The sequence below is a fragment of the Vibrio sp. CJQ_6 genome (assembly GCF_043106745.1).
GTDB lineage: Bacteria > Pseudomonadota > Gammaproteobacteria > Enterobacterales > Vibrionaceae > Vibrio > Vibrio furnissii.
Map to the genome: position 1 here is coordinate 527,765 of NZ_JBICMV010000008.1, position 25,276 is coordinate 553,040.

Consider the following 25,276-nt stretch of genomic DNA (forward strand, 5'->3'; position numbering starts at 1 on the left):
TTAATACAAGGTCCAGTGTTGGGCCTGAATGCGTTCAATGAACAAACGGAGATCCGCTTCCAGTGGGCGATCTTCAACCACAAAATCGAACTCACTTTGCACCGCATCCACCATCTGCTTGAGGCTGTGGCTCATGTGCTGTTCATCCAGTTCGTTGTGGCGTTTGCGCAGCTCAATCGCTTGGGTTGCCGCCAGTAGTGAAGCCGCCGCCACCTGTTCGGTCAATTGCAGCACACGTAAACAGTCGCGTGCGGCGATGGTGCCCATACTCACTTTATCTTGGTTGTGGCACTCGGTGGAGCGGGAGAACACGCTGGCTGGCATGGTATGCTTCAATGCTTCTGCGGTCCAAGCCGAGATACCAATTTGCACCGCTTTAAAGCCGTGGTTAATCGGTTTGCGCGCGCCTTCTGCGCCCGTGAGGTTAAACGGCAGACCGTTGTTGAACTTGTAGTCCATCAATTGCGCCATTTGACGATCGAGCAGATCGGCCAAGTTCGCCACACCCGTTTTCAGTGTGTCCATCGCCATCGCAATGTGGCCGCCGTAGAAGTGACCGCCATGCAGCACACGTTCGTTATCGCCATCGATAATTGGGTTGTCGTTGGCGCTGTTGAGTTCATTTTCAATCAACTGACGCAGCCACGGCAGGGCATCTTGTACGGTGCCAATCACGTGTGGTGCGCAGCGCAGCGAGTAACGATCTTGCAAACGGTCGCTGTTACGTGGCGGACAATCGGCTTGCAAATCATCGCGCAACCATGCCGCGATTTGTTGCTGGCCTGGATGTGGTTTAACCGCAAACAGCGCTTCATCAAAGTGAAAGTCGTTGCCATGCATGCCCACCGACACCAAGGCGGTGATCTTGGTTGAGAGCTGCGCCAGATACTCGGCACGTTTGTAAGCCAAGCAAGCCAGCGCGGTCATCACCGACGTGCCGTTCATTAGGGCCAGACCTTCTTTCGGTTTGAGCTGAATGGGCGTGATGCCCAGTTCGGCAAACACATCGCGCGTGTCGCGCAGTTGCCCTTTGTACAGCACTTCGCGCTCCCCAATCAGGGTGGCAGCGACGTAAGAGAGTGGCGTTAAATCGCCACTGGCACCGACCGAACCTTCTTGAGGAATGCGCGGTGCGATATCAAAATTAATTAAATTGATCAGTTGGTCAAGGACGTCGTGCGACACGCCCGACACACCTTGCGCCAGCGAACACAGGCGCGTCGCCAGCACGGCACGTGACTGCTCGTGGGTCAAGATGTCGCCCAAACCACACCCGTGGAAACGTGTCAGGTTTAGCGGCAAATCGTCCACCAAACTGGGTGGAATCGCCACGGTGCACGAATCGCCATAGCCAGTGGTGACGCCATAAATGACTCCTTCTTCTTTCAGCAGTCGCTCAAGAAACGCGACACCGCGATCGATGCGTGCTTTATAAGCCTCTGAATCGTTCATTGCCGCCTGCGCGCCGTTGGCGATGGCGACCACATCTTCGATGGTCAGGCGCTCTGCGCCAAAGCGGATTTTATTGTTGTTGTTCATCGTCATGGTGTTGTGTGCTTAATGTCCAAAAGTTGAAAAAATTGTACCACTGTAGCGGTGCATTCAAAGTGTGGTGTTGCAGGCGATCGGCATAGCGTTGTACCACGCCTTGCAGCGCGGCTTGGCGCTGCGCGCGGGGCAGTGCAATACCGTCGCTAAAATGCTCGAAATAAACGTCAAAATGCGGCGTGGCTTGCGTGTCATCACGCAGGCCAAACAGCAGATACACCGGTGCTTTCAACACCGAGGCCAGCATGAATGGCCCTTGTGGAAAGGGCGCCGGTTGACCAAGGAAATCCGCCCACACCACGCGATTTTCTTTGCTGGTGGAGGTGCGATCGCCCACAATTACCACCCATTCGCCCTGTTCGATTTTCTGTTGCAACAAAATCGCGGTGTCTGGGCCAAGTGTGGAGACTTGCATCAGGTTGAGCTCTGATTTGGGGTTGACCGCTTTCATCACTGCATTGAAGCGTTCGGCGTGTTCGGTAAACACCAACGCGTTGATTTTGATGTGAGCGTGACGACGGCCAAGCGCGCGGCACAATTCGATGTTGCCGAGATGCGAGCCCAACAACAGCACGCCTTGTTTTTGTTCAACCATCGATTGAAACTGCTCCTGACCATGAATGGTCAGGTTATCGGCACTAAAGTCGCCCCGCCACGCGGCCAATTTATCCAGCATGGTTTCGCCAAACGAAAGCAAATGGCGGTAGCTGGTCAGCTTGCTTGGCAGGGGAATGTGCTGACTCTTGGCGTAGTCTGTCAGCTGCGCAAGGTAGTGCTCAGACGCGCTGCGCGCTTGTTTGCCAGTGAGGTAGTAATAGGCCATCACCACTTTGAGTATCAGTTGAAACGCGCGGCGGCCGAGTAGGCGATAAACCCACATCAACGTTTGAATGCCCAGCACCGTGCCGCGCTCCTGACGTTTTGACCAGTGCGCATCGCGGCGGGTTGGGCTGTGACTTTTTCTCATCAGTAATGCCGGGATTCTTGGCAGCATGCCAAAGAACAATCGCGTGTGCATCCAACTGATTTTGACGTTGTCCCACAGCGCATCGAAGTGGGAAATGCCGCCTTCTGGGTAGATCACCCGGGTGTCGACGAAATCAATCTCAACCCCTTGCCAATACATGCGCACCAGAATTTCAATGTCGAAATCCATGCGACTGCCGATGTCAAAGTGGTTAAGTACCTCGACCGTTTTGGCGACCGGATAGGCACGGAAACCGCACATGCTGTCTTTGATGGCAAACGACAGCGTTTCTATCCATACCCAAATATGGGTGGCGTAGCGGCCATAAAGGCGCGCTTTGGGAACACTGTCGTCATACACCGGTTGGCCGGAGATGAGGTGTTGTGGGTTGCCTTGCGATGCATCAATCAGTTTGGGCAGCGCATCGATGTCATGCTGGCCGTCGGCATCAATCTGAATCACGTGGCTAAAACCAAGCCAGTGGGCTTGGCGAATACCCGCCATCACCGCGCCGCCTTTGCCTTGATTGACTGGTAGCGTCAGCAGATGCACGTTGTCGCGCTGCGCGGCGTCATGCAGGGCCGCTTTGGTTTCCGCGTTGCTGCCGTCATCGACCAGCAACACCGGAAAATCGAAAGGAGCAAGCGCATCGATCACGGCCGCCACAGTCGCGCCGTGGTTGTAGCAAGGAATCAAAAAGCACGGATGATAAGCCGCGGTCAGAGAAGGTTCAGTCACTGCGTTCTCCCAGTTTCATTTTGCCAGAGGCATGCACCACCGGGTTGCCATCGCGCTCGGAACGGTACTGAAACGCCAGCTTCTGTTTATCAGCGTCCCAGTTGAGGACAAGCGCTACCGTCATGTCGGGTAAAATGGGTTCCTGAAACTTAATCACTTCCATGCCTTTAAATTGGGTGGGCGTAGCGAGGTATTGATTGGCGTAGAAAATCGCCCAATCGATTTGGGTGACGCCGGGCAGTAAGGCGAAGTTTGGAAAGTGCCCTGAAAAATCAAGAATATCGGCGTCCACTCGCAATGATAATGTTGCCTGCGAGGGGTGAATGTCGGTGGCCAGTAACGTCGGTTTTCTTTTGGTCATCATGATCGTGTTGAGTTCGTTAGTCGCTGATTGGCGTTGCGTGAAACAGGCGTTCGATTTCGGTATTTTGGCGTTTGCCCTGACTGTTGAGCGGAATTTCCGTGACGATGCGAAAACGGCGAGGCACCGCAATCGGCTCGAGCCATTGGCGCAGTTCGTTGCGTAGCTGCAGCCAAAATTTGCCTTTGCCTAGCATTTCAATTCGCTGTTTGCCTTGCTCGGTCAATACAATGGCGGCCAACAACACGGTGCGATTGCCTTCAGTAGCGGGAATCACCGCACATTCTTCAATCACGCTGAGCTGCTCGGCGCGCTTTTCCACTTCAACCAGTGAAACGCGTTTTTCTTCCACTTTAATGATGCGATCGGTGCGGCCTTTGAGTACAAATCGGCGCTCGTCAACAAATTCGCATTCATCGGCGGTTTGATACCAACCTTGGGGATCCACGTGAGCAGAACACAGGCGTAGGCAGTTCTCTTGGTTAAGCGTGGCTTGCACACGGGGGAAGAGTTGCCAAGGGGTCTGTGGCGTCACTTGCTGGCGATGGGCGATGCCGCCAGTTTCTGTACTGCCAAACACTTCGACGGGCAACGAGCCAAACAGGTCGTTGGCGTGGACAGCCGCAGAGTGGGGCAGAGGGCCGCCGGATGAAAAAGCGAGACGCAGCGCTTTGGCCTGATGCTCTTCAGACAAGCGTTTGAGGAGTGCCGGGCTGCTGATGAGTGCCACATCGTCGCCTGCGTGAGCGCTCACTTGTTCGGGAAACTCCAGATTGTGGCGCGCAAACGGACGCGCTGCGCTCAGCGGCCACAGCAAACGAAACAGCAAGCCATAAATGTGCTGATGGGAAACGGTGGCTTCAATGCGACAGCCTGTGAGCGCCTCGCCCCACAAGGATTGCAAAATACTGACCTCAACATCGAGTTGGCGCAGGGTTTTACGAATGGCTTTGGGAACGCCGCTGGAACCTGATGTAAACAGGGTCACGCTGGTGGTCTCGAGTTCAAGTGGTGCAAAGTCCACCTGCGGCGCGGGTTGCATCGCCATGCCCAATTCGAGATTGGGACAATCGGCAACCGCATCGAGCTCGCGGTCGTGCAACACTAGGTCGAAGTGGGTACTTAATTCCGCTAACGCCTGCGGTTGATAGTTGCCCGGCAGTACGATCGATTTATCGCTGTGGCACAACGCGAAAAATCCGACCGCAAACCAGTAACTGTCACGTGCGCACAGTGCAATGTTGTGTTGTGGGAGGCGTTTGAGGTGATGTGTGTAATCACTCACATCCTGCACAAACTGCGGCCAGTGAATGCATTCATCCCCTTGAAAAGCCACCACGTGATCGTCACGGGGCGCAAGTAGTAGATGCGACAGGGAACAAAACGGCGTGTTGCTGTGATTCATGGTGTTTCAGTCCTTGCGAACAGTTCATCAGGCGAACGCTTGGCGTTCAATCGTGTTGGCGAACAGCGCGGCGAACCAGCCATTCAATGGCAAACAGCGATCCGGCCAAGCAGTAACTGATTAGACCGTTGTACAGTGTCCAAATTTCCATCGGCAGAAAGCAGGTATACAGTGCTGTGATGGCGTTGAACAGGAAAAACAGACACCAGACTTGTGTCACTTTTCGTGTGTAACGCACGCCGCTTTCCGGTAAATCCGGTTCGTGTAAACGGGCCAGACGTTCAATGAGGGTTTGGGGTTGTTTGAGGCTTGCCGCGAAAAACACCAACATGCAGGCGTTGACCGCCACCGGGTAGAACATCAGCCACCCTTCTTGGCGAAACACCATGCCCAACACAATCAATGTGATCCCAATCAGACCACTCATTGCGGCTAACTGTTTGAATTCTTTTAGTTTGGTTCGGTTCGCTGTGATGATGCGTAGCGCAAACATCACAGCAAGTAACAGCCCAATGACACTTAAGCCGAATTTGTCGATGCCATAATAGACCGCGAACGGATAAGCGAGCAGAACAATTGCAGACAGGGCTGTCAGCAATTGGCGCATTAGGCGTCCTTCAGCAGTTCGCTGACCGCTTCCACCACGTCATCGACGGTGCGTACGGCTTTGAACTCTTCCGGTTTGATTTTTTTGCCGGTCACTTTTTGCAGATGAACCACTAAATCCACGGCATCAATGCTGTCCAGATCCAGGTCTTGATAAAGATGCGCGTCGGGTTGAATGTCGTCAGCGTCGATCTCAAACAGCTCTACCAGAGCCTCTTTTACCTGATCAAATACGTGTTGCTTATTTGTGTCTGTCATAGCGATGTCTATCAATTAGTTACTGGTTTGAGATGAGATGTATTGAGCCAGATTGGCGACGGATGAAAAATGTTGGCGAGTGTTGGTGTCGTCCGCGTCAATCACAATGTTGTATTTCTTTTTGATTGCCAAGCCAAGCTCAAGCGCATCAATCGAATCCAGACCTAAACCATCTCCAAAAAGGGGAGCTTCTGTATCAATATCATCAATGCTGATATCTTCCAGATTCAGTGCATCAATGATCAATTGTTTAATTTCGTTGTGTAGTGTTTCCACTGGGACCTACTTTTGTTGTTATTTATCGACTGGGAAAATCACTTCAGCTAAATGTCGATTTAATCGCCTAGCCGCCGAAGTTGGGTTATTAGTTTGCTCTATAAAGGGCGCGACCTCAACTTTATCCTTAACTTGTATCAGGAAAAACGGACGCGTGTCGGGAACTTGATACCACTTTTTCTCTTTGGTGAGAAAGCTCGGAACCACGCTGATGTGCACCACGCGCAAATCGCGTCCGGTGCGAATGGCGATCTGGGCTGCGCCGCGCTGCAACTTGGATTCGATACCCGGAGTCGTGCGGGTGCCTTCGGGAAATACCAGTAGCACGTTGCCGCGTTCAAACCGATCTTCACACAAGCTCAGCAGATCATCCGGCGTTTCATTGGGAATGTAACCGGCGGCTTTGACGATGTGTTTCATGAACGGATTGGACCAAATGGCCGATTTCACCAAGCAGTCGCATTGCGGTAATTGCGACGCAATCAACACGTAATCAATGAGGCTGGGGTGATTGGCGACAATCAGACAGTTTTTATCTTGTTTGAGGCGTTCGGCCCCTTCAATTCGATAATCAATCGCGCGCGTGCAGCGCATGAGCTTACAAAAGAAGTTGAACGTGGCTTGTATGACGCGTTGGACTCGATATTCACGCTGGATTTGATCAGGCGTGGTGAGCTGAATCAGCGGAATGATGACAAAGCTGAGCACCAAGCCGCCCAAGCCAAACAGACCAAAGCAGAATCCAGTCGCCAGAATTCGGTAATATTGAAACAGTCGGTTCATGCGTGCTGCCATCGCCACGCATGGCGCTCACCTTGAATCAACCATTCGGCATCTTGCTTGAGGTAGTGTTTCAGCACGCTGAGCCCATGGGGCAGGGCATCCACCTCGCCTGTGGCAGGCTGTTGCGTCACGCGCCATGTGTCGCCCGCTGTCAGCATCACACCAAAGGCGTAGCCGTGAAAGCATTTGTCTTCAAACGCTTGATAGGCTTCGGGTAAGGGCAGGTCAAAATCAACCAATAGCACGCGGTGATCCGGATGCTCGCTCAGATAAAGCCATGCGTCGGTCAGCGCGCTGTGGAAGGTGTTTTCTCCGGCAACAATTGAGGTCACGGGAATGGCTTGATGACTAGCGATGGTCGATAAGCCTGCCGCTGTGTTGTGCACCGACTGAGAGAAGCTCATCGGGGATGCTTCTTCACCGTTGAGAATATCTTTGATGAGGTCGGCACTGCGATGCAGTTCGCCATGACGGCTAGCAAACACCAGATAATCGACGCGGTGCGCGTTCATCAACGCGAGGGCCGTTTGCACGGCAAGTTTGCTGAGCGGGCTCATGCGGCGACGCATCATCGCAGGAATCAGCCCCGTCTCGATGGCACCTTGTGGCCACACACCCGTCTGACTCCACGCTTTCCATTCATCACCGTGATGGATTCCGGCAGCGTTGGCGGACCAAGCGTCAATATTGAACGACATGAATTGCAATTGATTTGGCATAAACGATTGATTTGTTGTCGATGGGGTTAAATACTATGGCCAACACGATGACCTCATTTGGCATAAGGACTAGCGATGACCGCAATTAAATTAACCCTTTCTGTTCTCTTAACATTTTTATTGGTTGCTTGTGGCCGAGTCCAGCCTATCCTGAACGTGGAGAATACTCCAGTTGCGTATAATCTTCAAAGCGATCAGGTTAAATTAGCGATCACTCAAGCAGCCATTCAGCGGGGTTGGATCATCAGTGAAGTGGAACCCGGTGTGCTGGACGCCAAAATTACCGTCCGGAGTCACTTTGCTGAAATTCATATTCCTTACAATGAAAAATACTACGCCATTCTTTACGTTAGGTCAGAAAACCTCAAAGCGGACGGTGATAGCATTCACCGCAATTATAACCGTTGGGTGAACAACCTGAACGTGGATATCAAGAAACAGCTCGCTCAAATGGCGGCTGCGCAATAATTTTGTCGACCAAAGCTAGGTTTTCCCGTGATTGAACAACAAGACCCCTTTAATGCTTTAGCTGCAAAGACTGAAGCTCAGAAACTCTCTTTTGCACCCATCGTGTTTCACACCGCTCGCACACTGCGTGATCTCGGTATTCTTCAAGTGTTGGATGACGCCGGAGAGGCGGGGCTTTCGGCCCAAGAGATTCATACACAAACGAGCGTGTCGGAATACGGGGTGAAAGTCCTGCTGGACATGGCGATCAGCGCCAATATTGTGTTGTGGAACAAACCGAACTATCGCTTAGCCAATCTCGGTTTTTTCTTGCTTCACGATGGTATGACGCGTGCGAACATGGATTTTACCGCTGACGTCTGTTACGCAGCGATGATGCATTTGACACAAGCCATCGAAGAAGGCAAACCGGCGGGGCTAAAAGAGCTGGGCGATTGGGAGACCATTTACCAAGGGTTGTCGCGCCTTCCTGAACAAGCCAAGCAGAGCTGGTTCCAGTTCGACCACTTTTACTCCGATCGTTCATTCCCCGTGCTGTTGGAACGCGTGTTTGCCGACAAACCCAAGCATTTGGTCGATATTGGCGGGAACACGGGGAAATGGGCCATTCAATGTTGTCAGCATGATGCGGATGTGAATGTCACGATTGTGGATTTGCCGCAGCAATTGGAGATGGCGATGCGGAATGCCGCCGATCACGGCTTTGAGCAACGCATTCATCCTTATCCGGCCAACATGTTAGACAAAGCGCAAACGCTACCAGAGAATGCCGACGTGTGGTGGATGAGCCAGTTCCTTGATTGCTTTTCTCCGATGGAAATTCTCAGTATCCTGCAACGCGTTCGCGCACAATTGACCGACGATTCGGTGATTTATGTGCTTGAGCTGTTCTGGGACGCACAAAAATACGATGCGGCTGCATATAGCCTCAACGCGACGTCGCTCTATTTTACTTGCCTTGCCAACGGCAACAGCCGTTTTTACCGCAGCGATGATTTTCTCGAAATCGTGGATGCCGCAGGGTTGATGGTGGAAGAGCGCACCGACAACATTGGCCTTGGCCATACCTTATTAAAACTCAAAGCAAAGTCAGAATGACAGAAAAAACAATGGATATTCAACAGCGTCAAGTGGTGATTATCGGCGCAGGACCGTCAGGATCGACGGCTGCTGCGCTGTTGCTCAAACAGGGCATTGATGTGCTGGTGGTGGAAAAATCGCTCTTCCCGCGTTTTTCCATCGGTGAAAGCCTGCTTCCCGCATGTATGGAAGTGATCGAAGAAGCGGGCATGGCTGAAGCGGTGCAAGCGGCGGGCTTCCAATTCAAAAATGGGGCGGCCTTTCGCAAACAAGGGGTCTACACCGAATTCGATTTTACCGACAAATTTACCCCGGGGCCGGGCACCACGTTTCAAGTTCAACGCGCCAACTTTGATCAAGTGCTGGCCAACAGCGCTGCAGCGCAGGGCGTCGAGATTCGCTATCAACATGAAGTGCTGGCGGTGACCTTTGAAGGGGCCAAATCGTCTCTGACTATCGCCGATGAACACGGTGTGTCCTATCAGGTTGAAGCCGATTACGTCCTTGATGCGAGTGGTTTTGGACGAGTGTTGCCCAAACTACTGGCGCTGGAAGAACCCTCCTGCTTGCCGCCACGCAAAGCGATTTTTACCCACGTGGTGGATCACATTCAATCCGACTTGCTGCCGTACGATCGCAACAAGATCCTGATTTCTGTTCATCCGGAAAACAGCGATGTGTGGTATTGGTTGATTCCGTTTTCCAACGGCACCTGCTCGCTCGGCGTGGTGGGGGAACCGGCGTTTTTCGAGCGCTATTCAGAAGACAAAATGAATGCATTGCAACACTTGGCGAATGAAGAACCAGGGCTTGCGCAGTTGCTTAAGCAGGCGGAATACCCGAACGCTGCCAATGAACTGCGCGGTTATTCGGCAAACGTGAAACACTTGGCGACGTCGCATTATGCACTGCTGGGGAATGCGGGGGAGTTTTTGGATCCGGTGTTTTCTTCTGGCGTGACCATTGCCATGAAATCGGCGCAATTTGCGGTGCGCTGCGTGCAACGTCAATTGAACGGTGAAGCGGTTGATTGGCAGCAAGATTATGCTGAGCCGCTGATGGTGGGTGTGAACACGTTCCGTACCTATGTGGAAGGGTGGTACGACGGTTCGCTGCAAGCGGTCATCTATTACGACAAACCTAACGCCCGTATTAAGCAGATGATCTGTTCGATTCTGGCCGGTTATGCGTGGGACACCAAAAACCCTTATGTGAAAGATTCTCGTCGCCGTTTAAGCAGCTTGGCTGAATTGATTCGCGACGCTCAATAACTCACGATTGCAGCGCTCATTCATCGCAAGTGAGCGCTGACTTCCTTCTTATTGCTGTTTTCCCTTTCTCCCTCTGGCCGTGCGGGCGATGTGCTGCAACTGTGCAGTGCTGACCATCCTAGTGCAACAGGTGATTGCCTTCACAAATCCTGTCATCTGACGAGTGGATCATCACTTTCAATTAGACGCCCATTACACTAAATGTTAAATTTTTGAGTAATTTTTAGCATAAGATTCTATAAATGCAATCTTAGTTAGATGAAATGGCACTTTGGTCTAAGCGTAAGTTGTTCTTTGTTCTAATAATCTGGCCAATAGAACAAGGTTGAAGTATTACGCTGATTATTGAAGTTGGCGCAGAAGATATTCAGTTTTTGCTACAAATTTATGGCAAATTACTTCGATGATTGCTAATGTGTGCCGCACTCTCTGTATGGGTTTAGGTTCTTTTAGTTTAGTTTTTGCACTAAGCAACCTAAGTGCTAGACGCTCCGTTCTAGAAGCTCTTCAGAGAAGTCATGGATGCAAAATGAAAACTTGGAGTTTATGCATGTATAAAAATAAGATCACACAAGCCCTTCTTCTAGGCGCTAGCCTTGCAGTGGCAACCACTTCTTTCTCAACTCTCGCTGCTGTCGTTCCAGCAGGCACTAAACTTGCCGATGTACAGGAATTCGTTCGTGGTAACGGTACTGAAGTGGCGTCTATCGATCCACACAAAACCGAAGGTGTGCCAGAGTCTCACGTGATTCGTGATCTGTTAGAAGGTCTGGTGAACCAGGATGCGAATGGTAATACCATTCCTGGTGTTGCTGAAAGTTGGGAAACGACAGACAACAAAACATTTATTTTCCACTTGCGTAAAAATGCGAAATGGTCGAACGGCGATCCTGTGACAGCGGAAGATTTCGTCTACAGTTTCAAACGTGCAGTCGATCCAGCAACGGCATCTCCGTACTCTTGGTACCTTGAGATGACCACGATGGTGAATGCAGCAGACATCATCGCAGGGAAAAAAGACAAAGAAACTCTGGGTGTGAAAGCATTGGATGCGAACACGCTAGAAGTGAAACTGGAAACACCAGTACCATACTTTGTGAAAATGATGGGTCACACCACCGTGAAACCTGTTCACCGTGCAACGGTTGAAAAATGGGGCGATCAGTGGACCAAACCTGAACACTTTGTGGGCAACGGTGCTTATGTTGTCGACAAGTGGGTAGTGAACGAGCGACTGGAGCTGAAACGTAACCAGAACTACTGGGATAACGAACACACCGTCATCAATAAAGTGACTTACCTACCGATTGAAAACCAAGTTGCGGAAATGAACCGCTTCCTGTCTGGTGAAATTCAAATGACGTATGAATTGCCACTTGAGCACTTCAAACGTCTGCAAAAAGAGTACCCAGAGTCAGTGAACGTGAAAGGCAACTTGTGTACCTACTACTACGGTTTCAACAACCAAAAAGCACCGTTTAACGATGTTCGTGTTCGTAAAGCGCTGTCTTACGCGATTGACCGTAACATCATCACTGATGCGATTCTTGCGCAAGGTCAGAAACCTGCGTACTTCATGACGCCTGAAATCACCGCAGGTTTCCACCCAGAAATGCCAGCTTACGGCAAGATGACTCAGAAAGAGCGTGTTGCTGAAGCGAAGAAACTGTTGGCGGAAGCGGGCTATGATAAATCAAACCCGCTGAACTTCACGCTGCTGTACAACACTTCAGAAAACCACAAGAAGATCGCCACGGCGATTCAATCGATGTGGAAAACAACACTGGGTGTCAACATCACGCTTGAAAACCAAGAGTGGAAAACCTTCCTAGATTCTCGTCGTCAAGGAAACTATGACGTCACGCGTGCTGGCTGGTGTGGTGACTACAACGAAGCATCAAGCTTCCTGTCACTGATGCAGTCAAACAACAGCTCAAACGACCAGAAATATCACAATGCAGAATACGATGCAGTGATGGAGAAAGCGTTGACAGCGAAGACGGATGAAGAGCGTGAAGCGTTGTACGTTCAAGCAGAGAAACTGCTGGCGCGTGATATGCCAATCGCACCTATCTATCAATACGTTACTTCTCGTTTGGTGTCACCAACACTTGGCGGTTACCCAGAGAACAACGCAGAAGATAAGATCTTCTCTAAAGATCTTTACATCAAAGCTCAGTAAATCCTGAGCAAATAAAACTATAAATATATAGACACTGTATGTGCAGCGCACATACAGCGTCTTTTCATTTCCTATTGTCACAGACTGAAAGAGTGAGTTTATGATTAAATTCATTGCAAAAAGGATATTTGAAGCGATTCCAACCCTGTTGGTGCTGATCACAATATCTTTCTTTCTGATGCGTTTTGCACCAGGTAACCCATTTTCTTCTGAGCGTCCTTTGCCGCCGGAAGTGATGGCCAACATCAACGCGAAGTACGGCTTGGACAAACCTGTGTCCGAACAGTACCTCACCTATTTGACCAACATCCTGCAAGGTGATTTTGGTCCATCGTTCAAATATAAAGATTATTCAGTGAACGAACTGATCGCCAGCGCACTGCCTGTGTCGGCGAAAGTTGGTTTTGCTGCGTTTGTCTTTACCGTCATTATGGGGGTCGGGGTCGGAACCATTGCCGCTCTGAAACACAATACCTGGGTCGACTACACGATCATGTCGACCGCCATGCTCGGGGTGGTGATGCCATCCTTTGTGTTGGCTCCCGTACTGATTTACATCTTCTCCATCAATCTCGGCTGGTTCCCCGCCGGTGGGTGGCAAGATGGCTCCTTCCAATACATGGCGTTGCCTGTGATTGGGATGTCACTGCTGTACGTTGCAACGTTTGCGCGTATTACCCGTGGTTCAATGATTGAAACCCTGAACAGTAACTTTATTCGTACCGCTCGTGCCAAAGGCTTGAGCTATAGCTACATCGTGATCCGACATGCGTTGAAGCCTGCGCTGCTGCCAGTTGTATCGTACATGGGCCCTGCGTTTGTCGGCATCATTACCGGTTCTGTGGTTATCGAGACGATTTTTGGTCTGCCAGGGATTGGTAAGCTGTTCGTTAACGCTGCATTTAACCGTGACTACTCACTGGTGATGGGTGTGACGATTCTTATCGGTTTCCTTTTCATTCTCTTCAATGCGGTTGTGGATATTCTGCTCGCGTATATCGACCCTAAAATTCGCTACTAATTGGACACGGATATTATGTTAACCAAAAAAGAAAACTTAGAAGCGATCGAAAAGTTCACGGAGAACTTGGAAATTGAAGGTCGCAGCTTATGGCAGGATGCGCGCATTCGTTTTATGCGCAACAAAGCAGCAATGGTTAGCTTGTTCATTCTGACATTAATTACATTGGCCGTGATTTTTGTGCCGATGTTCTCTGCTTACACTTACGAAGACACGGACTGGTACGCCATGCACGCGGCGCCAACGGCTGAGCACTGGTTTGGTACCGACGCTTTGGGTCGTGACCTGTTAGTACGAACTCTGGTCGGTGGCCGTATCTCGCTGATGGTGGGGATCATGGGTGCGCTGGTTGCGGTGCTGATTGGTACGCTGTATGGCGCGGCATCGGGTTTCATCGGCGGCCGTACTGACCGCATCATGATGCGTGTGCTGGAAATCCTGTATGCGATCCCGTTTATGTTCCTGGTGATCGTGCTGGTGACTTTCTTCGGTCGTAACATCATTCTGATCTTCGTTGCCATTGGTGCGATTGCGTGGCTGGACATGGCGCGTATCGTGCGTGGCCAGACGCTGAGTTTGCGCAGCAAAGAGTTTATTGAAGCTGCCCACGTTTGTGGTGTGAGCAAATGGCGAATCATTACCCGTCACATCGTGCCAAACGTACTGGGCATCGTTGCAGTGTACTCCACACTGCTGATCCCAAGCATGATTCTGACTGAATCTTTCCTCTCATTCCTTGGTCTGGGTGTTCAAGAACCGATGACGAGCTGGGGTGCCCTGTTGCAAGAAGGTGCAAACACGATGGAAGTGGCCATTTGGCAGCTTCTGTTCCCTGCCGCATTCATGATCATTACCCTGTTCTGTTTTAACTACGTCGGTGATGGCCTGCGCGACGCGCTCGATCCAAAAGACAGATAATCAGAAAATTATAAGATTAAGGAAGCAATGATGAGCTTATTAGATGTCAAAGATCTGCGCGTCGAGTTTACCACGCAAGATGGTACCGTCACCGCAGTTAACGATTTGAACTTCTCACTCAATCAAGGTGAGACATTGGGTATCGTGGGTGAATCCGGTTCAGGTAAATCACAAACGGTATTCGCAATCATGGGCCTATTGGCGAAAAACGGGATCATTTCCGGAAGCGCCAAGTTCGAAGGCAAAGAGATTTTGAATCTGCCTGAAAAAGAGCTGAACAAAGTTCGTTCTGAGCAGATTGCCATGATCTTCCAAGACCCTATGACGTCGCTGAACCCGTACATGAAAGTCAGCGATCAGTTGATGGAAGTATTGATGCTGCACAAAGGCATGGGCAAAGCACAAGCCTTTGAAGAGTCGGTCCGCATGTTGGAAGCGGTGAAAATTCCGGAAGCGCGCAAACGTATCACCATGTATCCGCACGAGTTCTCGGGCGGCATGCGTCAGCGTGTGATGATTGCGATGGCGTTGTTGTGCCGTCCGAAACTGCTGATTGCCGATGAACCAACCACCGCACTGGATGTGACCGTTCAAGCGCAGATCATGGATCTGCTGAACGAACTGAAGCGTGAATTCAACACCGCCATCATCATGATCACGCACGATCTGGGCGTGGTTGCGGGATCGTGCGACAAAGTGCTGGTGATGTACGCCGGTCGTACTATGGAGTACGGCAGTGTGAACGACATTTTCTACAACCCAAGTCATCCCTACGCGGAAGGCCTGCTGAAAGCGATTCCTCGATTGGATACCGAAGGCGAAATTTTGCCAACCATCCCGGGCAACCCGCCCAACTTACTGCGTCTGCCGGTGGGCTGCCCTTATCAAGAGCGCTGCCATCGTGTGATGGACCGTTGTAAGCGTGAAGCACCGATTCTGACGCCATTTGGTGACGCGCGTCAGCGTGCTTGTTTTTCTGATTGGGAGGCTTGGACGAAATGAGTGTCAATAAACCTGTATTGTTAGATGTCAAAAACCTCAAGGTTCACTTTAGTATCGCAGCGAAATCCGCGTGGCCATGGACAAAACCGTCCACGTTGAAAGCTGTTGATGGTGTCAATGTCCGTCTTTATGAAGGCGAAACATTGGGCGTGGTGGGGGAGTCTGGCTGTGGTAAGTCCACCTTTGCCCGCGCGATCATTGGTTTGGTGCAATCGACGGAAGGCGAAGTGGTGTGGCTGGGGCAAGATCTGACCCGCATGCATGAAGTCAAACGCCGCAATACGCGCAAAGAAATTCAGATGATTTTCCAAGATCCCTTGGCGTCACTGAACCCACGTATGACGGTGGGCGACATCATTGCTGAACCGCTGCAAACCTTCTACCCAGAGTTGCCGAAGCAGGAAGTCAAAGATCGCGTGAAAGAGATGATGGCCAAAGTGGGTCTGTTGCCGAACGTGATCAACCGTTATCCGCACGAGTTCTCTGGTGGCCAGTGTCAGCGTATCGGTATTGCGCGCGCGCTGATTTTGAAGCCAAAGATGATCATCTGTGACGAACCGGTCTCTGCACTGGACGTATCGATTCAGGCGCAGGTGGTTAACCTGCTCAAAGAGCTGCAAAAAGAGCTGGGCTTGAGCCTCGTGTTTATTGCGCACGATTTGTCGGTGGTCAAACACATCTCGGATCGTGTCTTGGTGATGTATTTGGGCAATGCGGTGGAATTGGGCGAAGCAGACGAACTGTTTGCAAACCCGCTGCATCCGTACACCAAAGCCTTGATGTCGGCGGTGCCGATTCCGGATCCAAACTTAGAGCGCAACAAAACCATTCAGATGTTGGAAGGGGACTTGCCGTCACCGATTAATCCACCATCCGGTTGTGTTTTCCGTACGCGTTGCCCACAAGCGACGGCGGAATGTGCGCAAACCAAGCCACAAATCGAAGGCTCGGATACCCACTCGGTCTCTTGCCTGCACGTCAGTGCCTAAATTCAGCCTGTGACGGGCTTAAGCGCGGCTCTCTCGTGGGGTCGCGCTTTTTTTGTCTCTGTTCATCCTTATTTGGGGGTTAATCTCAGCTTACATTTGCCATTTCTTGAATATCAATAATACTCAGGTTATTGAAAATCATCATGAAAGGTAGATGTGATGCGGCGCAGTGCGTTGTGGCAAACTCTCATCATCAAGCTGACACTGTGGTCGCTGATCATTTTCAGTTTCAACGTGTTCATTCCCCGCAATCAGGTGCTGCTGATTTACGATTCCAAACGTCTGGTCGTCTGTTTGTTGATCATGCTTTTCGCCGTCGGGTTACTGTGTTCGGCACGGCTACGGCAATCGGTCATTGCCCTGTATCGATCGCTTGAGCAACCGACTCGAACGTTCGCACTCGGTTTCATCGCATTGAGTCTCATCGCGACGTTACTCAGTGACTATCGCATCAGCGCGGTGACGCACTGGTTTTACCTCGTTGGGTTGTTTTTGCTCCTCAGCGTCTTTTTTGACTACTTTCGCGTGGCACGCGCGAACCTTATGGGCTTGGCGCTGCTGCTCAACGGCCTGCTTTTCTTCAGTGTCGCCAGTGCGTTTTGGTTGCTGCTTTATCATCATGAAGCGGTCAGTAACTCCACGTTTTTTGGATTTGCCAATCCGCGCTTTATCAATCAAGTGCACGTTTGGCTGGTGCTGCCCATGGCGTATTTGGCCGTACGCGCTCGTAGGCGAAACCGGCGTGCGCTGCTCCCCCTAATATCCGTCGCGATGGCATTTTCAATTGGTTTTACCCTCAATGGTCGCGGGGTCACGCTGGCGCTTATCGCCGGTTTTATTTTGATGGCGCTGGTGGACAGGGCGTTATGGCGTCAGTGGCTCGCGACTTTGCTCATCACTGGGGGCTTGGGCGCATTGATCTCATTTGCGTTGTTTAATCCGTTGCCTTCTTATCTCTTGGGGATAGACAGCGACGCCGTTGCGATTCGAACAACATCATCAGGCAGGTTAATTTTATGGTCACAATCGATCGAATTTGCTTCCTTTTGGGGACAAGGTGGCGGTGCATTCGCTTGTCAACCTTTTGCAAATGGTCGCCCGCATAACTCGGTGCTCAATGTGCTGGTGCATTGGGGATGGGGCGGTGTACTTTGTTATGTGTCGCTTTGTTTGCTGCTGTTGTACAAGGTGGCCATCTCCAAATCTCGAATCACACAAGTCTTGGGGGCAAGTGTGTTGACTGGGCTGCTGTACAGCTTGGTCTCCGGTGTGTTGGATTCGCCGATGAGTCAACTGCTGGCCATCATGTCGCTGGCTGCTTTCTGGGCGTCGTTAAATCCTTTACGGCGTTCGGAGGTGGGGTCATACCGTGTTGGCCTTGTCAGCCACGCAGTCGTGTGGATGCTGGCGCTGGGCGCCATCATGGCGTGTGGCTATCGAATTTACGAGCGTGTGTCACATTATCCTCAACAGTTCGATGAGATTGTCGATGTCAGAGCGCTGGGCATGAAAACCCAATTTTGGGTCGGACACAATTGCTTAGAGAAACCGGAGATGCCTTAAGTGAACAATGTTGGCTAGTTCAAATTTTTCGAATAACTAAGCCAGAACTCTCCGGTTATATCCAATTTTTCAATATCTATAATGGACTTAAATACAGCATGATTTGAATAAAAACGAGGTGATTCATGGGTAAACTGGTCGAAGGCGTGTGGCAAAACGTTTGGTACGACACGAAAAGCAGCGGCGGACGCTTTGTGCGCGAAGATGCAGGCTTTCGAGGTTGGATCGACAATGATGCAGATGCTCAGTTTGCGCCTGAGCCGGGTCGTTATCATCTCTACGTGTCGTTGGCGTGCCCGTGGGCGCACCGCACCCTGATTTTCCGTGCGCTAAAGCAGCTTGAGGCGTACATCGATGTCACCATCGTGTGCCCGGATATGATGAGTGACGGCTGGCAGTTCGGTATTCCTGAGCCGCTGTTTGGCCATACGAAATTGCATCAAGTGTATACGCAAGCCAAAGCCGACTATACTGGTCGTGTGACGGTGCCTGTGCTGTGGGATAAGAAAACCAATACGATTGTCAGCAATGAATCGTCAGAAATTATTCGCATGTTTAACTCAGCGTTTAATGCACTCACGGGGAACGAGGAGGATTACTATCCTGAGCATCTTCGTGCGCTGATTGATGAGTGGAACGAATACATCTATCCCAATATCAATAACGGCGTATACCGTTGTGGTTTCGCGACCACGCAGGAAGCGTATGAAGAAGCCTACGAATCCTTATTTGCGGCATTGGATAAAGTGGAAAGCCATCTTGCGACGCATCGATACTTGGCGGGCAATGTGATCACTGAAGCCGATTGGCGGTTGTTTACCACCTTGATTCGTTTTGACGCTGTGTATGTTGGTCACTTCAAATGCAATAAAAAACGCATTGCCGATTACCCGCATTTAAATGGCTATTTGAAAGAGCTGTATCAAGTACCGGGCGTGAAGGAGACCACCGACTTTTATCACATTAAACGTCACTACTATTTCAGTCACACCACCATTAACCCAACACAAATTGTGCCGGTTGGCCCAGATCTGGATTTGGAATCTGCGCATGGCCGAGACACACTGTAAGACTTGAACCGACACCCTATTGCAAAGCGCAGCCTGAGGCTGCGTTTTTTTGTGTGCTGATTGAATGCGCTGAAAAATAGTCACAATTTCGCTCTGCTCACGGATTCATACGCCAATTCGCATACACTGAAATGAAGCGGGGTGGATGGGAGAGGGCGATGGATTTCAGTGACATCATGGCCGGCCAGAGCGTGATCTGGAATCTATTGGTGGCGCTGCTGTTGGGCGCCATTGTTGGCACGCAGCGCGGTTGGGTGAACCGCAATCATGTGGAAGGCAGCCGAGTGGCTGGCATTCGCACCTTCTCGCTGGTCGGCTTATACGGCGGCTTGTCTGCGGTACTGGCGACCCATTTTTCGCCGCTCATCCTCGGCTTTGCTTTGTTGGCGTTGGTCGCACTGGCCAGCATTGCGTTCATCATGAAACAGCGAAACAGTCAGGACGTCAGCATTACCGGCGTGGTCAGTTTGTTGGTCACGTTTGTGATGGGCAGTTTGGCGGTTGCCGGAGAACCGGTATTGGCGGCTGCGTCTGCGGTGATCACCGCCGTGGTGTTGGATAACAAGAAAGAGCTTCATCAGGCCTTGCAGAAGTTGCAAGAGTACGAGCTGGATGCAGCGCTGCGACTGATGTTGATTTCGATTGTGATGCTGCCTTTGTTGCCCAACCAAAGCTTTGGCCCATGGCAGGCATTAAACCCGTACGAAATTTGGTGGATGGTGGTGTTGATTGCCAGTATTTCGTTTTTGGGTTACTTCGCCATCAAGATTGGCGGTGCGAAGCGGGGTGTGCTGTTTACTTCGGTCTTTGCGGGGTTCAGTTCTTCGACGGCACTGACACTGCAATTTTCCAATCTGTCGCGTGAGCAGCCGTCGATCAGTCCGCTCCTGGCTTCGGGCATTCTACTCTGTTGTGGCACCATGTTCCCCCGTTTGTTGATTGTTGCTTCTCTCATTAATACCGAGTTAACGCCGATTCTTTGGCCGGTGATTGGGGTGATGATGATTGGGCTCTATCTGCCGGCATGGTTTATCTGGCGTACCACTCAAGTCGATTTTACCGAGGAGCAGACGGGCAACCATAAAAACCCGTTGGCCTTACAGTCGGCGCTCTGGTTTGGGGTGATTCTGGCAGTGATCATGCTGCTGTCTCATGCGTTGTCGGATTGGTTCGGCCAGGTGGGGACCTTGGTACTGTCGGCGATCTCTGGGATCACGGATGTGGATGCAATCACTTTGGCGTTGGGGCGACAAAGTACACACACTTTGGATGCTTATACAGCGGCGATGGGGATCATCATTGCCGCGTCGGTGAACACGTTGGTCAAAATGGGCTTAGCGATGGGCATTGGCGGAAAAGCGCTGTGGATTCGCGTCGCGCCGGCGATGTTGCTGTCGGTGGTCGCGGGCCTGTTCACCCTGTGGTGGATGCATTAATCCAGTCACCTGTTTAGGCTGTATTTCCAAGCGATAAAACAGGATTCGGTGCCAATAAAAAAAGCCTTCGGAATCCGAAGGCTTTTTGACTCGAACGAAGAGCGATTATTTTTGCTCTTGGTCTGCTTGAATCGCAGTCAGAGCGATGGTGTAGACGATGTCGTCAACCAGCGCGCCGCGAGACAGGTCGTTCACAGGTTTACGCATGCCTTGCAGCATTGGACCGATTGAAACCAAGTCTGCTGAACGTTGTACCGCTTTGTAAGTGGTGTTACCTGTGTTCAGGTCTGGGAATACGAATACAGTTGCTTTACCTGCAACTGGAGAGTTAGGTGCTTTAGAAGCTGCCACGTTCTCCATGATCGCTGCGTCGTATTGCAGTGGACCGTCGATGATCAGATCAGGACGTTTTTCTTGTGCGATACGTGTTGCTTCACGCACTTTATCAACGTCTGCACCTTTACCTGATGTACCGGTAGAGTATGAGATCATCGCTACGCGTGGGTCGATACCGAATGCCGCTGCAGAATCTGCAGATTGGATTGCGATTTCAGCCAGTTGCTCAGCCGTTGGATCTGGGTTGATTGCACAGTCACCGTAAACCAGAACTTGGTCAGGCAGCAGCATGAAGAATACAGACGATACGATCGATGCATTCGGTGCTGTTTTGATGATCTGGAATGGGGGAACGATGGTGTTTGCTGTGGTGTGAACCGCACCAGAAACCAGACCGTCCACTTCGTTCGCTTCCAGCATCATGGTGCCTAGGAAAACGGAATCTTCCAGTTTTTCACGCGCCACAACTTCAGTCATGCCTTTCGCGCCACGTAGTTCAACTAGGCGAGCCACGTAGTTTTCACGAACTGAATCTGCATCGATGATTTCTACGCCAGCGCCCAGCTCAACACCTTGTTGCGCAGCAACACGGCGGATTTCATCTGGGTTACCTAGGAGCACACAAGTCGCGATACCGCGTTCAGCACAGATGGCTGCCGCTTTAACAGTACGTGGTTCGTCGCCTTCAGGCAGCACGATACGTTTGTTGGCACGACGTGCAAACTCAGTCAGTTGGTAACGGAATGCTGGTGGGCTCAGACGACGCGTACCTTGAGTACCTTCAGTCAGAGTTTCGATCCAAGCGCCTTCGATGTGGCTTGCAACGTGGTCACAAACAAATTCGATACGCTCTTTATCGTCAGCAGGCACTTCCAGGCTGAAGCTTTGCAGGTTCAGCGATGTTTGCCATGTGTTACCTTGTGCTTTGAAGATTGGCAGGCCAGTTTCAAACGCAGGTTTACACAGGCTCACGATTTCTTCTGGAATATCGTAGCCGCCAGTCAGCAGTACAGCACCGATTTCAACGCCGTTCATCGCAGCAAGAGACGCTGCAACGATCACGTCTGGACGGTCTGCTGAAGTCACCAGCAGTGAACCTGGACGGAAGTGCTCAATCATGTGCGGGATTGAACGCGCACAGAATGTGATGCTCTTGATACGACGTGTATTGATGTCGCCTTCGTTGACTACGTCAGCATTCAGGTGTTTTGCCATGTCGATCGCACGTGTTGCGATCAGGTCAACATTCCAAGGCACGCAACCCAGAACACGGATTGGGCTTGAGTTGAAGATCTGCATCACTTCGATGTTGGCTTGTTTTGCGCTGTCAGAATCGTCAAAGATTTCAGACAGGTCTGGACGAGTACGACCAGCTTCATCAACCGGTGCGTTCAGCTTGTTGATGATCACACCAGAAATGTTCTTGTTCTTCGTACCGCCGAAGTTAGAGCATGCCACTTCGATACGCTCTTTCAGCTGTGCAGGGTTGTGCGTGCCAGGCGTTGCGACGAACACAATTTCAGCACCCAAAGTTTTTGCGATTTCCGCGTTCACTTGGTTGGCGAATGGGTGTTTACGAGTTGGAACTAGACCTTCAACCAGCGTCACTTCTGATGAGTTGATTTGGTTGTAACGTTCAACCACTGTTTCCAGCAGAACGTCCATTTTTTCGCCACCGATCAGCGCTTCAGCAGACGACATTGACATTGGCTCACCAATTTTCATGTCGCTGTTGTGACCGACGATCGTTGAAGTCAAGTCGGGTTGGTCGCCACCGCTGCGAGGCTGTGCGATTGGCTTATAGAAAGAAACGCTTACACCTTTACGCTCCATGGCGCGCAAAAGACCCATGCTCACGCTGGTCAAGCCAACGCCAGTACTGATAGGGATAAGCATAATAGTACGGGACATTCGTAAAGTACCTCAACACTATTGATACAATCTAAGGGGTTTAGATTGAAAGGAACAAAGCCCAACGGCGTATTCGAGAAGAATAGGAGTTGAGCCCCTATAAAACACTGGCTAACTTTGCAGTTAGCCAGATGAATTTGATTAGATGTTGGTTAGGCGCGCTGTGTCTTCAGCGATAACCAATTCTTCGTTGGTCGAAATGACCATCGCAGGAATGTTGCTGTCTGCTGAAGTGATCACACCTTCGCCGCCGAAGCGTGCTTTCAGGTTCGCATCGCTATCGACTTTGATACCGAAGATAGACAGACGGTTCAGCACCATTTCACGGATTGGTGCAGAGTTTTCGCCGATACCGCCCGTGAACACGATTGCGTCCAGACGGCCGTCCATGCTTGCAGTGTAACCTGCAACATATTTTGCTAGACGGTGACAGAACACGTCCATGGCGCGAGTTGCTTCTTCTTTAGCACCGTAGTTGTCTTCAACGAAACGGCAGTCAGAAGTCACTTCAGTCAGACCCAGAAGGCCAGACTCTTTTGTCAGCATCTTGTTGATGTCTGCCACTGAGTAACCCAGTGTATCGTGCAGGTGGAATACCACAGCAGGATCGATGTCACCACAACGCGTACCCATCACCAGACCTTCAAGCGGCGTCAGACCCATTGATGTATCAACAGATTGGCCGTTCTTGATTGCACAAACCGATGCACCGTTGCCTAGGTGGCAGTTGATGATGTTCAGTTCGTTTGCTGGTTTGCCCAGGCGTTCAGCGGCTTCACGCGCGATGAACAGGTGAGACGTACCGTGTGCGCCGTAGCGACGAACACCGTGCTCTTTGTACAGTTTGTATGGCAGTGCGTACAGGTACGCTTCTTCTGGCATAGTTTGGTGGAAAGCAGTGTCGAATACCGCAACGTTCTGTAGCGCAGGGAATGCTTTTTGTGCTGCTTTAATACCCACGATGTGTGCTGGGTTGTGCAGTGGAGCGAAGCTTGCTGCGTCTTCGATACCTTTCAGAACGGTTTCGTCGATCAGTGCTGATTGAGTGAACTGCTCACCGCCGTGTACAACACGGTGACCGATGGCTTTCAGTTGCTCTGCCAGTTCTGGCTTAGAAGCAAGAATAGTTTCAACGATAAAAGTTAACGCTTCATCGTGTGCAGCGCCTTCACCCAGTTGTGCTTCGTGCTTGCCATCAAGTTTCCACTTGATTCGTGCTTCTGGAAGGTGTAGACATTCAGCAAGACCTGAAAGAAATTCGTCGCCATTTTGTGCATCAACAATAGCGAACTTGAGTGAAGAACTACCGCAGTTTAAAACTAAAACTAGCTTAGACATGAGTAACTACCTGTAATAGTCGGTTAGGATAAAAATCAACCACAAGAATAGCCGAACTGCCAAAGAGTGCGTACTAATCTTGGTCAATAAAACTTTAATTTCCGTATCGTAAGACGTGACAGTGTTAGTGAAATCGTCGGTGCATTCCGTGCAGCATTCGCCTCGGAGTTGCCTAATTTGTAAATAACGGCAACAATGAGATTGAGAGTTCGCAAAGGATAGCGATAATGGGCCAATATAACAAAAAAAATTTGAAACAATATTAGCTTTTGTCAAATTTTTACGCCATTTGTTGAATCATTCAACTATTTTTTAGGATGAATGTTCGCCAGAGAGTGAGGGGAATGGTATGAGTAATAGAGCCGGAATCGTTCTTAGCTTAAAAGATGGCCAGAGATACATGGATACATGGCCAATGCGCAAAGAATTGAACCTTCTTTTCCCGGAACAGCGCATTATTAAAGCGACGCGCTTTGGGATCAAAGTGATGCCAGCCGTTGCTGCAATCAGCGTGCTGACCCAAATGACATTTCAGAATGTGCAAGCGATGCCTCAGACGATTATCATCGCATTATTCGCCATCAGCTTGCCGTTGCAAGGTATCTGGTGGTTAGGCAACCGCGCCAACACACAACTGCCGCCAGCATTGGCCAGTTGGTATCGCGAGTTGTATCAAAAAATTGTCGAGACTGGATTTGCCTTGGAACCGATCAAATCCAAGCCTCGCTATAAAGAGCTGGCGATGGTGCTTAACCGAGCGTTCCGTCAACTCGACAAAACCGCGCTGGAGCGCTGGTTCTAAACAGCATAAAAAGGCCGTTTTGAGTAGTTCAAGACGGCCTTTTCTTCAAGTGAAAAAGCGTAAATAGTGAACTCCTCTTGATTTTGCGCTAAGTACCATATTCCCATCTCTCTTTTTGTTACTTTCCTGTTAAATCTTGCTTCCCTTTCCCCAAACTTACTGGTAATAATGTCGTTAGCTGCACGTTCCGTGCACAATAAAAACAAACAACACACAACATCAAAAATA

23 protein-coding genes are annotated in these 25,276 nt (G+C 50.6%); 12 read left to right on the top strand and 11 right to left on the bottom strand.

Translation table 11 applies throughout. The features are described from left to right. Genes hutH through ACF8PK_RS04680 form a run of 9 tightly spaced genes read right to left on the bottom strand, consistent with a single transcriptional unit; the run spans position 1 to position 7,661 of the window. Positions 1-1,545 carry a histidine ammonia-lyase gene (hutH, locus tag ACF8PK_RS04640; RefSeq protein WP_392440289.1) on the bottom strand — a complete coding sequence of 515 codons (1,545 nt, stop codon included), beginning with the start codon at positions 1,543-1,545 and terminating at the stop codon, positions 1-3. Beyond that, the gene (locus ACF8PK_RS04645; protein WP_392440291.1) at positions 1,523-3,253 is read right to left on the bottom strand and encodes a glycosyltransferase; all 1,731 of its coding nucleotides are present in this window, start codon (positions 3,251-3,253) and stop codon (positions 1,523-1,525) included. The genes hutH and ACF8PK_RS04645 overlap by 23 nt, the downstream gene beginning before the upstream one ends. Then, entirely contained in the window at positions 3,246-3,614 is a 369-nt protein-coding gene (locus ACF8PK_RS04650) for a 3-hydroxyacyl-ACP dehydratase (RefSeq protein ID WP_172562298.1), read from the bottom strand. The genes ACF8PK_RS04645 and ACF8PK_RS04650 overlap by 8 nt, the downstream gene beginning before the upstream one ends. Before the next feature lie 19 nt (positions 3,615-3,633). Beyond that, positions 3,634-5,019 (bottom strand): AMP-binding protein, encoded by a 1,386-nt coding sequence (locus tag ACF8PK_RS04655; protein ID WP_392440293.1) that lies wholly within the window; start codon positions 5,017-5,019, stop codon positions 3,634-3,636. A 46-nt stretch (positions 5,020-5,065) separates the two neighbouring features. Next, complete coding sequence (locus tag ACF8PK_RS04660; RefSeq protein ID WP_172561477.1) at positions 5,066-5,626, bottom strand: hypothetical protein; 561 nt, start codon at positions 5,624-5,626, stop codon at positions 5,066-5,068. Beyond that, complete coding sequence (locus ACF8PK_RS04665; RefSeq protein ID WP_004725256.1) at positions 5,626-5,883, bottom strand: acyl carrier protein; 258 nt, start codon at positions 5,881-5,883, stop codon at positions 5,626-5,628. The genes ACF8PK_RS04660 and ACF8PK_RS04665 overlap by 1 nt, the downstream gene beginning before the upstream one ends. Positions 5,884-5,898: 15 nt before the next feature. Continuing rightward, positions 5,899-6,159 carry a phosphopantetheine-binding protein gene (locus ACF8PK_RS04670; protein WP_004725258.1) on the bottom strand — a complete coding sequence of 87 codons (261 nt, stop codon included), beginning with the start codon at positions 6,157-6,159 and terminating at the stop codon, positions 5,899-5,901. Between the two features lie 18 nt (positions 6,160-6,177). After that, positions 6,178-6,942: a lysophospholipid acyltransferase family protein gene (locus ACF8PK_RS04675; RefSeq protein ID WP_199251383.1), complete on the bottom strand. Its 765-nt coding sequence runs from the start codon at positions 6,940-6,942 to the stop codon at positions 6,178-6,180. Further along, positions 6,939-7,661 (bottom strand): beta-ketoacyl synthase chain length factor, encoded by a 723-nt coding sequence (locus tag ACF8PK_RS04680; RefSeq protein ID WP_392440296.1) that lies wholly within the window; start codon positions 7,659-7,661, stop codon positions 6,939-6,941. The genes ACF8PK_RS04675 and ACF8PK_RS04680 overlap by 4 nt, the downstream gene beginning before the upstream one ends. A gap of 75 nt (positions 7,662-7,736) precedes the next feature. Here ACF8PK_RS04680 and ACF8PK_RS04685 point away from each other — a divergent pair, with 75 nt between their 5' ends. From ACF8PK_RS04685 to ACF8PK_RS04735, 11 genes are all read left to right on the top strand, one after another. Next, entirely contained in the window at positions 7,737-8,129 is a 393-nt protein-coding gene (locus ACF8PK_RS04685; protein ID WP_041942523.1) for a hypothetical protein, read from the top strand. 27 nt (positions 8,130-8,156) lie between these two features. Next, entirely contained in the window at positions 8,157-9,227 is a 1,071-nt protein-coding gene (locus ACF8PK_RS04690; protein WP_004725265.1) for a class I SAM-dependent methyltransferase, read from the top strand. Positions 9,228-9,238: 11 nt separating this feature from the next. Next, positions 9,239-10,480 (top strand): NAD(P)/FAD-dependent oxidoreductase, encoded by a 1,242-nt coding sequence (locus ACF8PK_RS04695; protein WP_392440610.1) that lies wholly within the window; start codon positions 9,239-9,241, stop codon positions 10,478-10,480. Between the two features lie 550 nt (positions 10,481-11,030). Further along, positions 11,031-12,662, top strand: a complete 1,632-nt coding sequence (locus ACF8PK_RS04700; protein WP_014204847.1) for an ABC transporter substrate-binding protein — start codon at positions 11,031-11,033, stop codon at positions 12,660-12,662. Positions 12,663-12,762: 100 nt separating this feature from the next. Beyond that, a complete protein-coding gene (oppB, locus tag ACF8PK_RS04705; RefSeq protein ID WP_004725271.1) occupies positions 12,763-13,683 on the top strand; it encodes an oligopeptide ABC transporter permease OppB in 921 nt (306 codons plus the stop codon). Between the two features lie 15 nt (positions 13,684-13,698). Next, on the top strand, positions 13,699-14,601 hold the full coding sequence (oppC, locus tag ACF8PK_RS04710) for an oligopeptide ABC transporter permease OppC (protein WP_004725273.1): 903 nt from the start codon (positions 13,699-13,701) through the stop codon (positions 14,599-14,601). Between the two features lie 30 nt (positions 14,602-14,631). Beyond that, on the top strand, positions 14,632-15,603 hold the full coding sequence (locus ACF8PK_RS04715) for an ABC transporter ATP-binding protein (RefSeq protein WP_004725277.1): 972 nt from the start codon (positions 14,632-14,634) through the stop codon (positions 15,601-15,603). Next, positions 15,600-16,592, top strand: a complete 993-nt coding sequence (gene oppF / locus ACF8PK_RS04720; protein ID WP_392440300.1) for a murein tripeptide/oligopeptide ABC transporter ATP binding protein OppF — start codon at positions 15,600-15,602, stop codon at positions 16,590-16,592. Before ACF8PK_RS04715 ends, oppF begins: the two co-directional genes overlap by 4 nt. A gap of 159 nt (positions 16,593-16,751) precedes the next feature. Then, positions 16,752-18,155, top strand: a complete 1,404-nt coding sequence (locus tag ACF8PK_RS04725; protein WP_392440302.1) for an O-antigen ligase family protein — start codon at positions 16,752-16,754, stop codon at positions 18,153-18,155. Between the two features lie 125 nt (positions 18,156-18,280). Next, the gene (locus ACF8PK_RS04730) at positions 18,281-19,225 is read left to right on the top strand and encodes a glutathione S-transferase family protein (RefSeq protein WP_158140613.1); all 945 of its coding nucleotides are present in this window, start codon (positions 18,281-18,283) and stop codon (positions 19,223-19,225) included. A 158-nt stretch (positions 19,226-19,383) separates the two neighbouring features. Next, positions 19,384-20,661: an MgtC/SapB family protein gene (locus ACF8PK_RS04735; protein WP_004725288.1), complete on the top strand. Its 1,278-nt coding sequence runs from the start codon at positions 19,384-19,386 to the stop codon at positions 20,659-20,661. 105 nt (positions 20,662-20,766) lie between these two features. Here ACF8PK_RS04735 and pta read toward each other — a convergent pair whose 3' ends face one another. Further along, on the bottom strand, positions 20,767-22,908 hold the full coding sequence (gene pta, locus ACF8PK_RS04740) for a phosphate acetyltransferase (protein ID WP_038150995.1): 2,142 nt from the start codon (positions 22,906-22,908) through the stop codon (positions 20,767-20,769). 141 nt (positions 22,909-23,049) lie between these two features. Then, the gene (locus ACF8PK_RS04745; RefSeq protein ID WP_014204852.1) at positions 23,050-24,246 is read right to left on the bottom strand and encodes an acetate kinase; all 1,197 of its coding nucleotides are present in this window, start codon (positions 24,244-24,246) and stop codon (positions 23,050-23,052) included. Positions 24,247-24,595: 349 nt separating this feature from the next. On the opposite strand from ACF8PK_RS04745, the gene yfbV reads away from it, so the two are divergent. Beyond that, positions 24,596-25,048, top strand: a complete 453-nt coding sequence (gene yfbV / locus ACF8PK_RS04750) for a terminus macrodomain insulation protein YfbV (RefSeq protein ID WP_038150998.1) — start codon at positions 24,596-24,598, stop codon at positions 25,046-25,048. Positions 25,049-25,276: the final 228 nt, after the last annotated feature.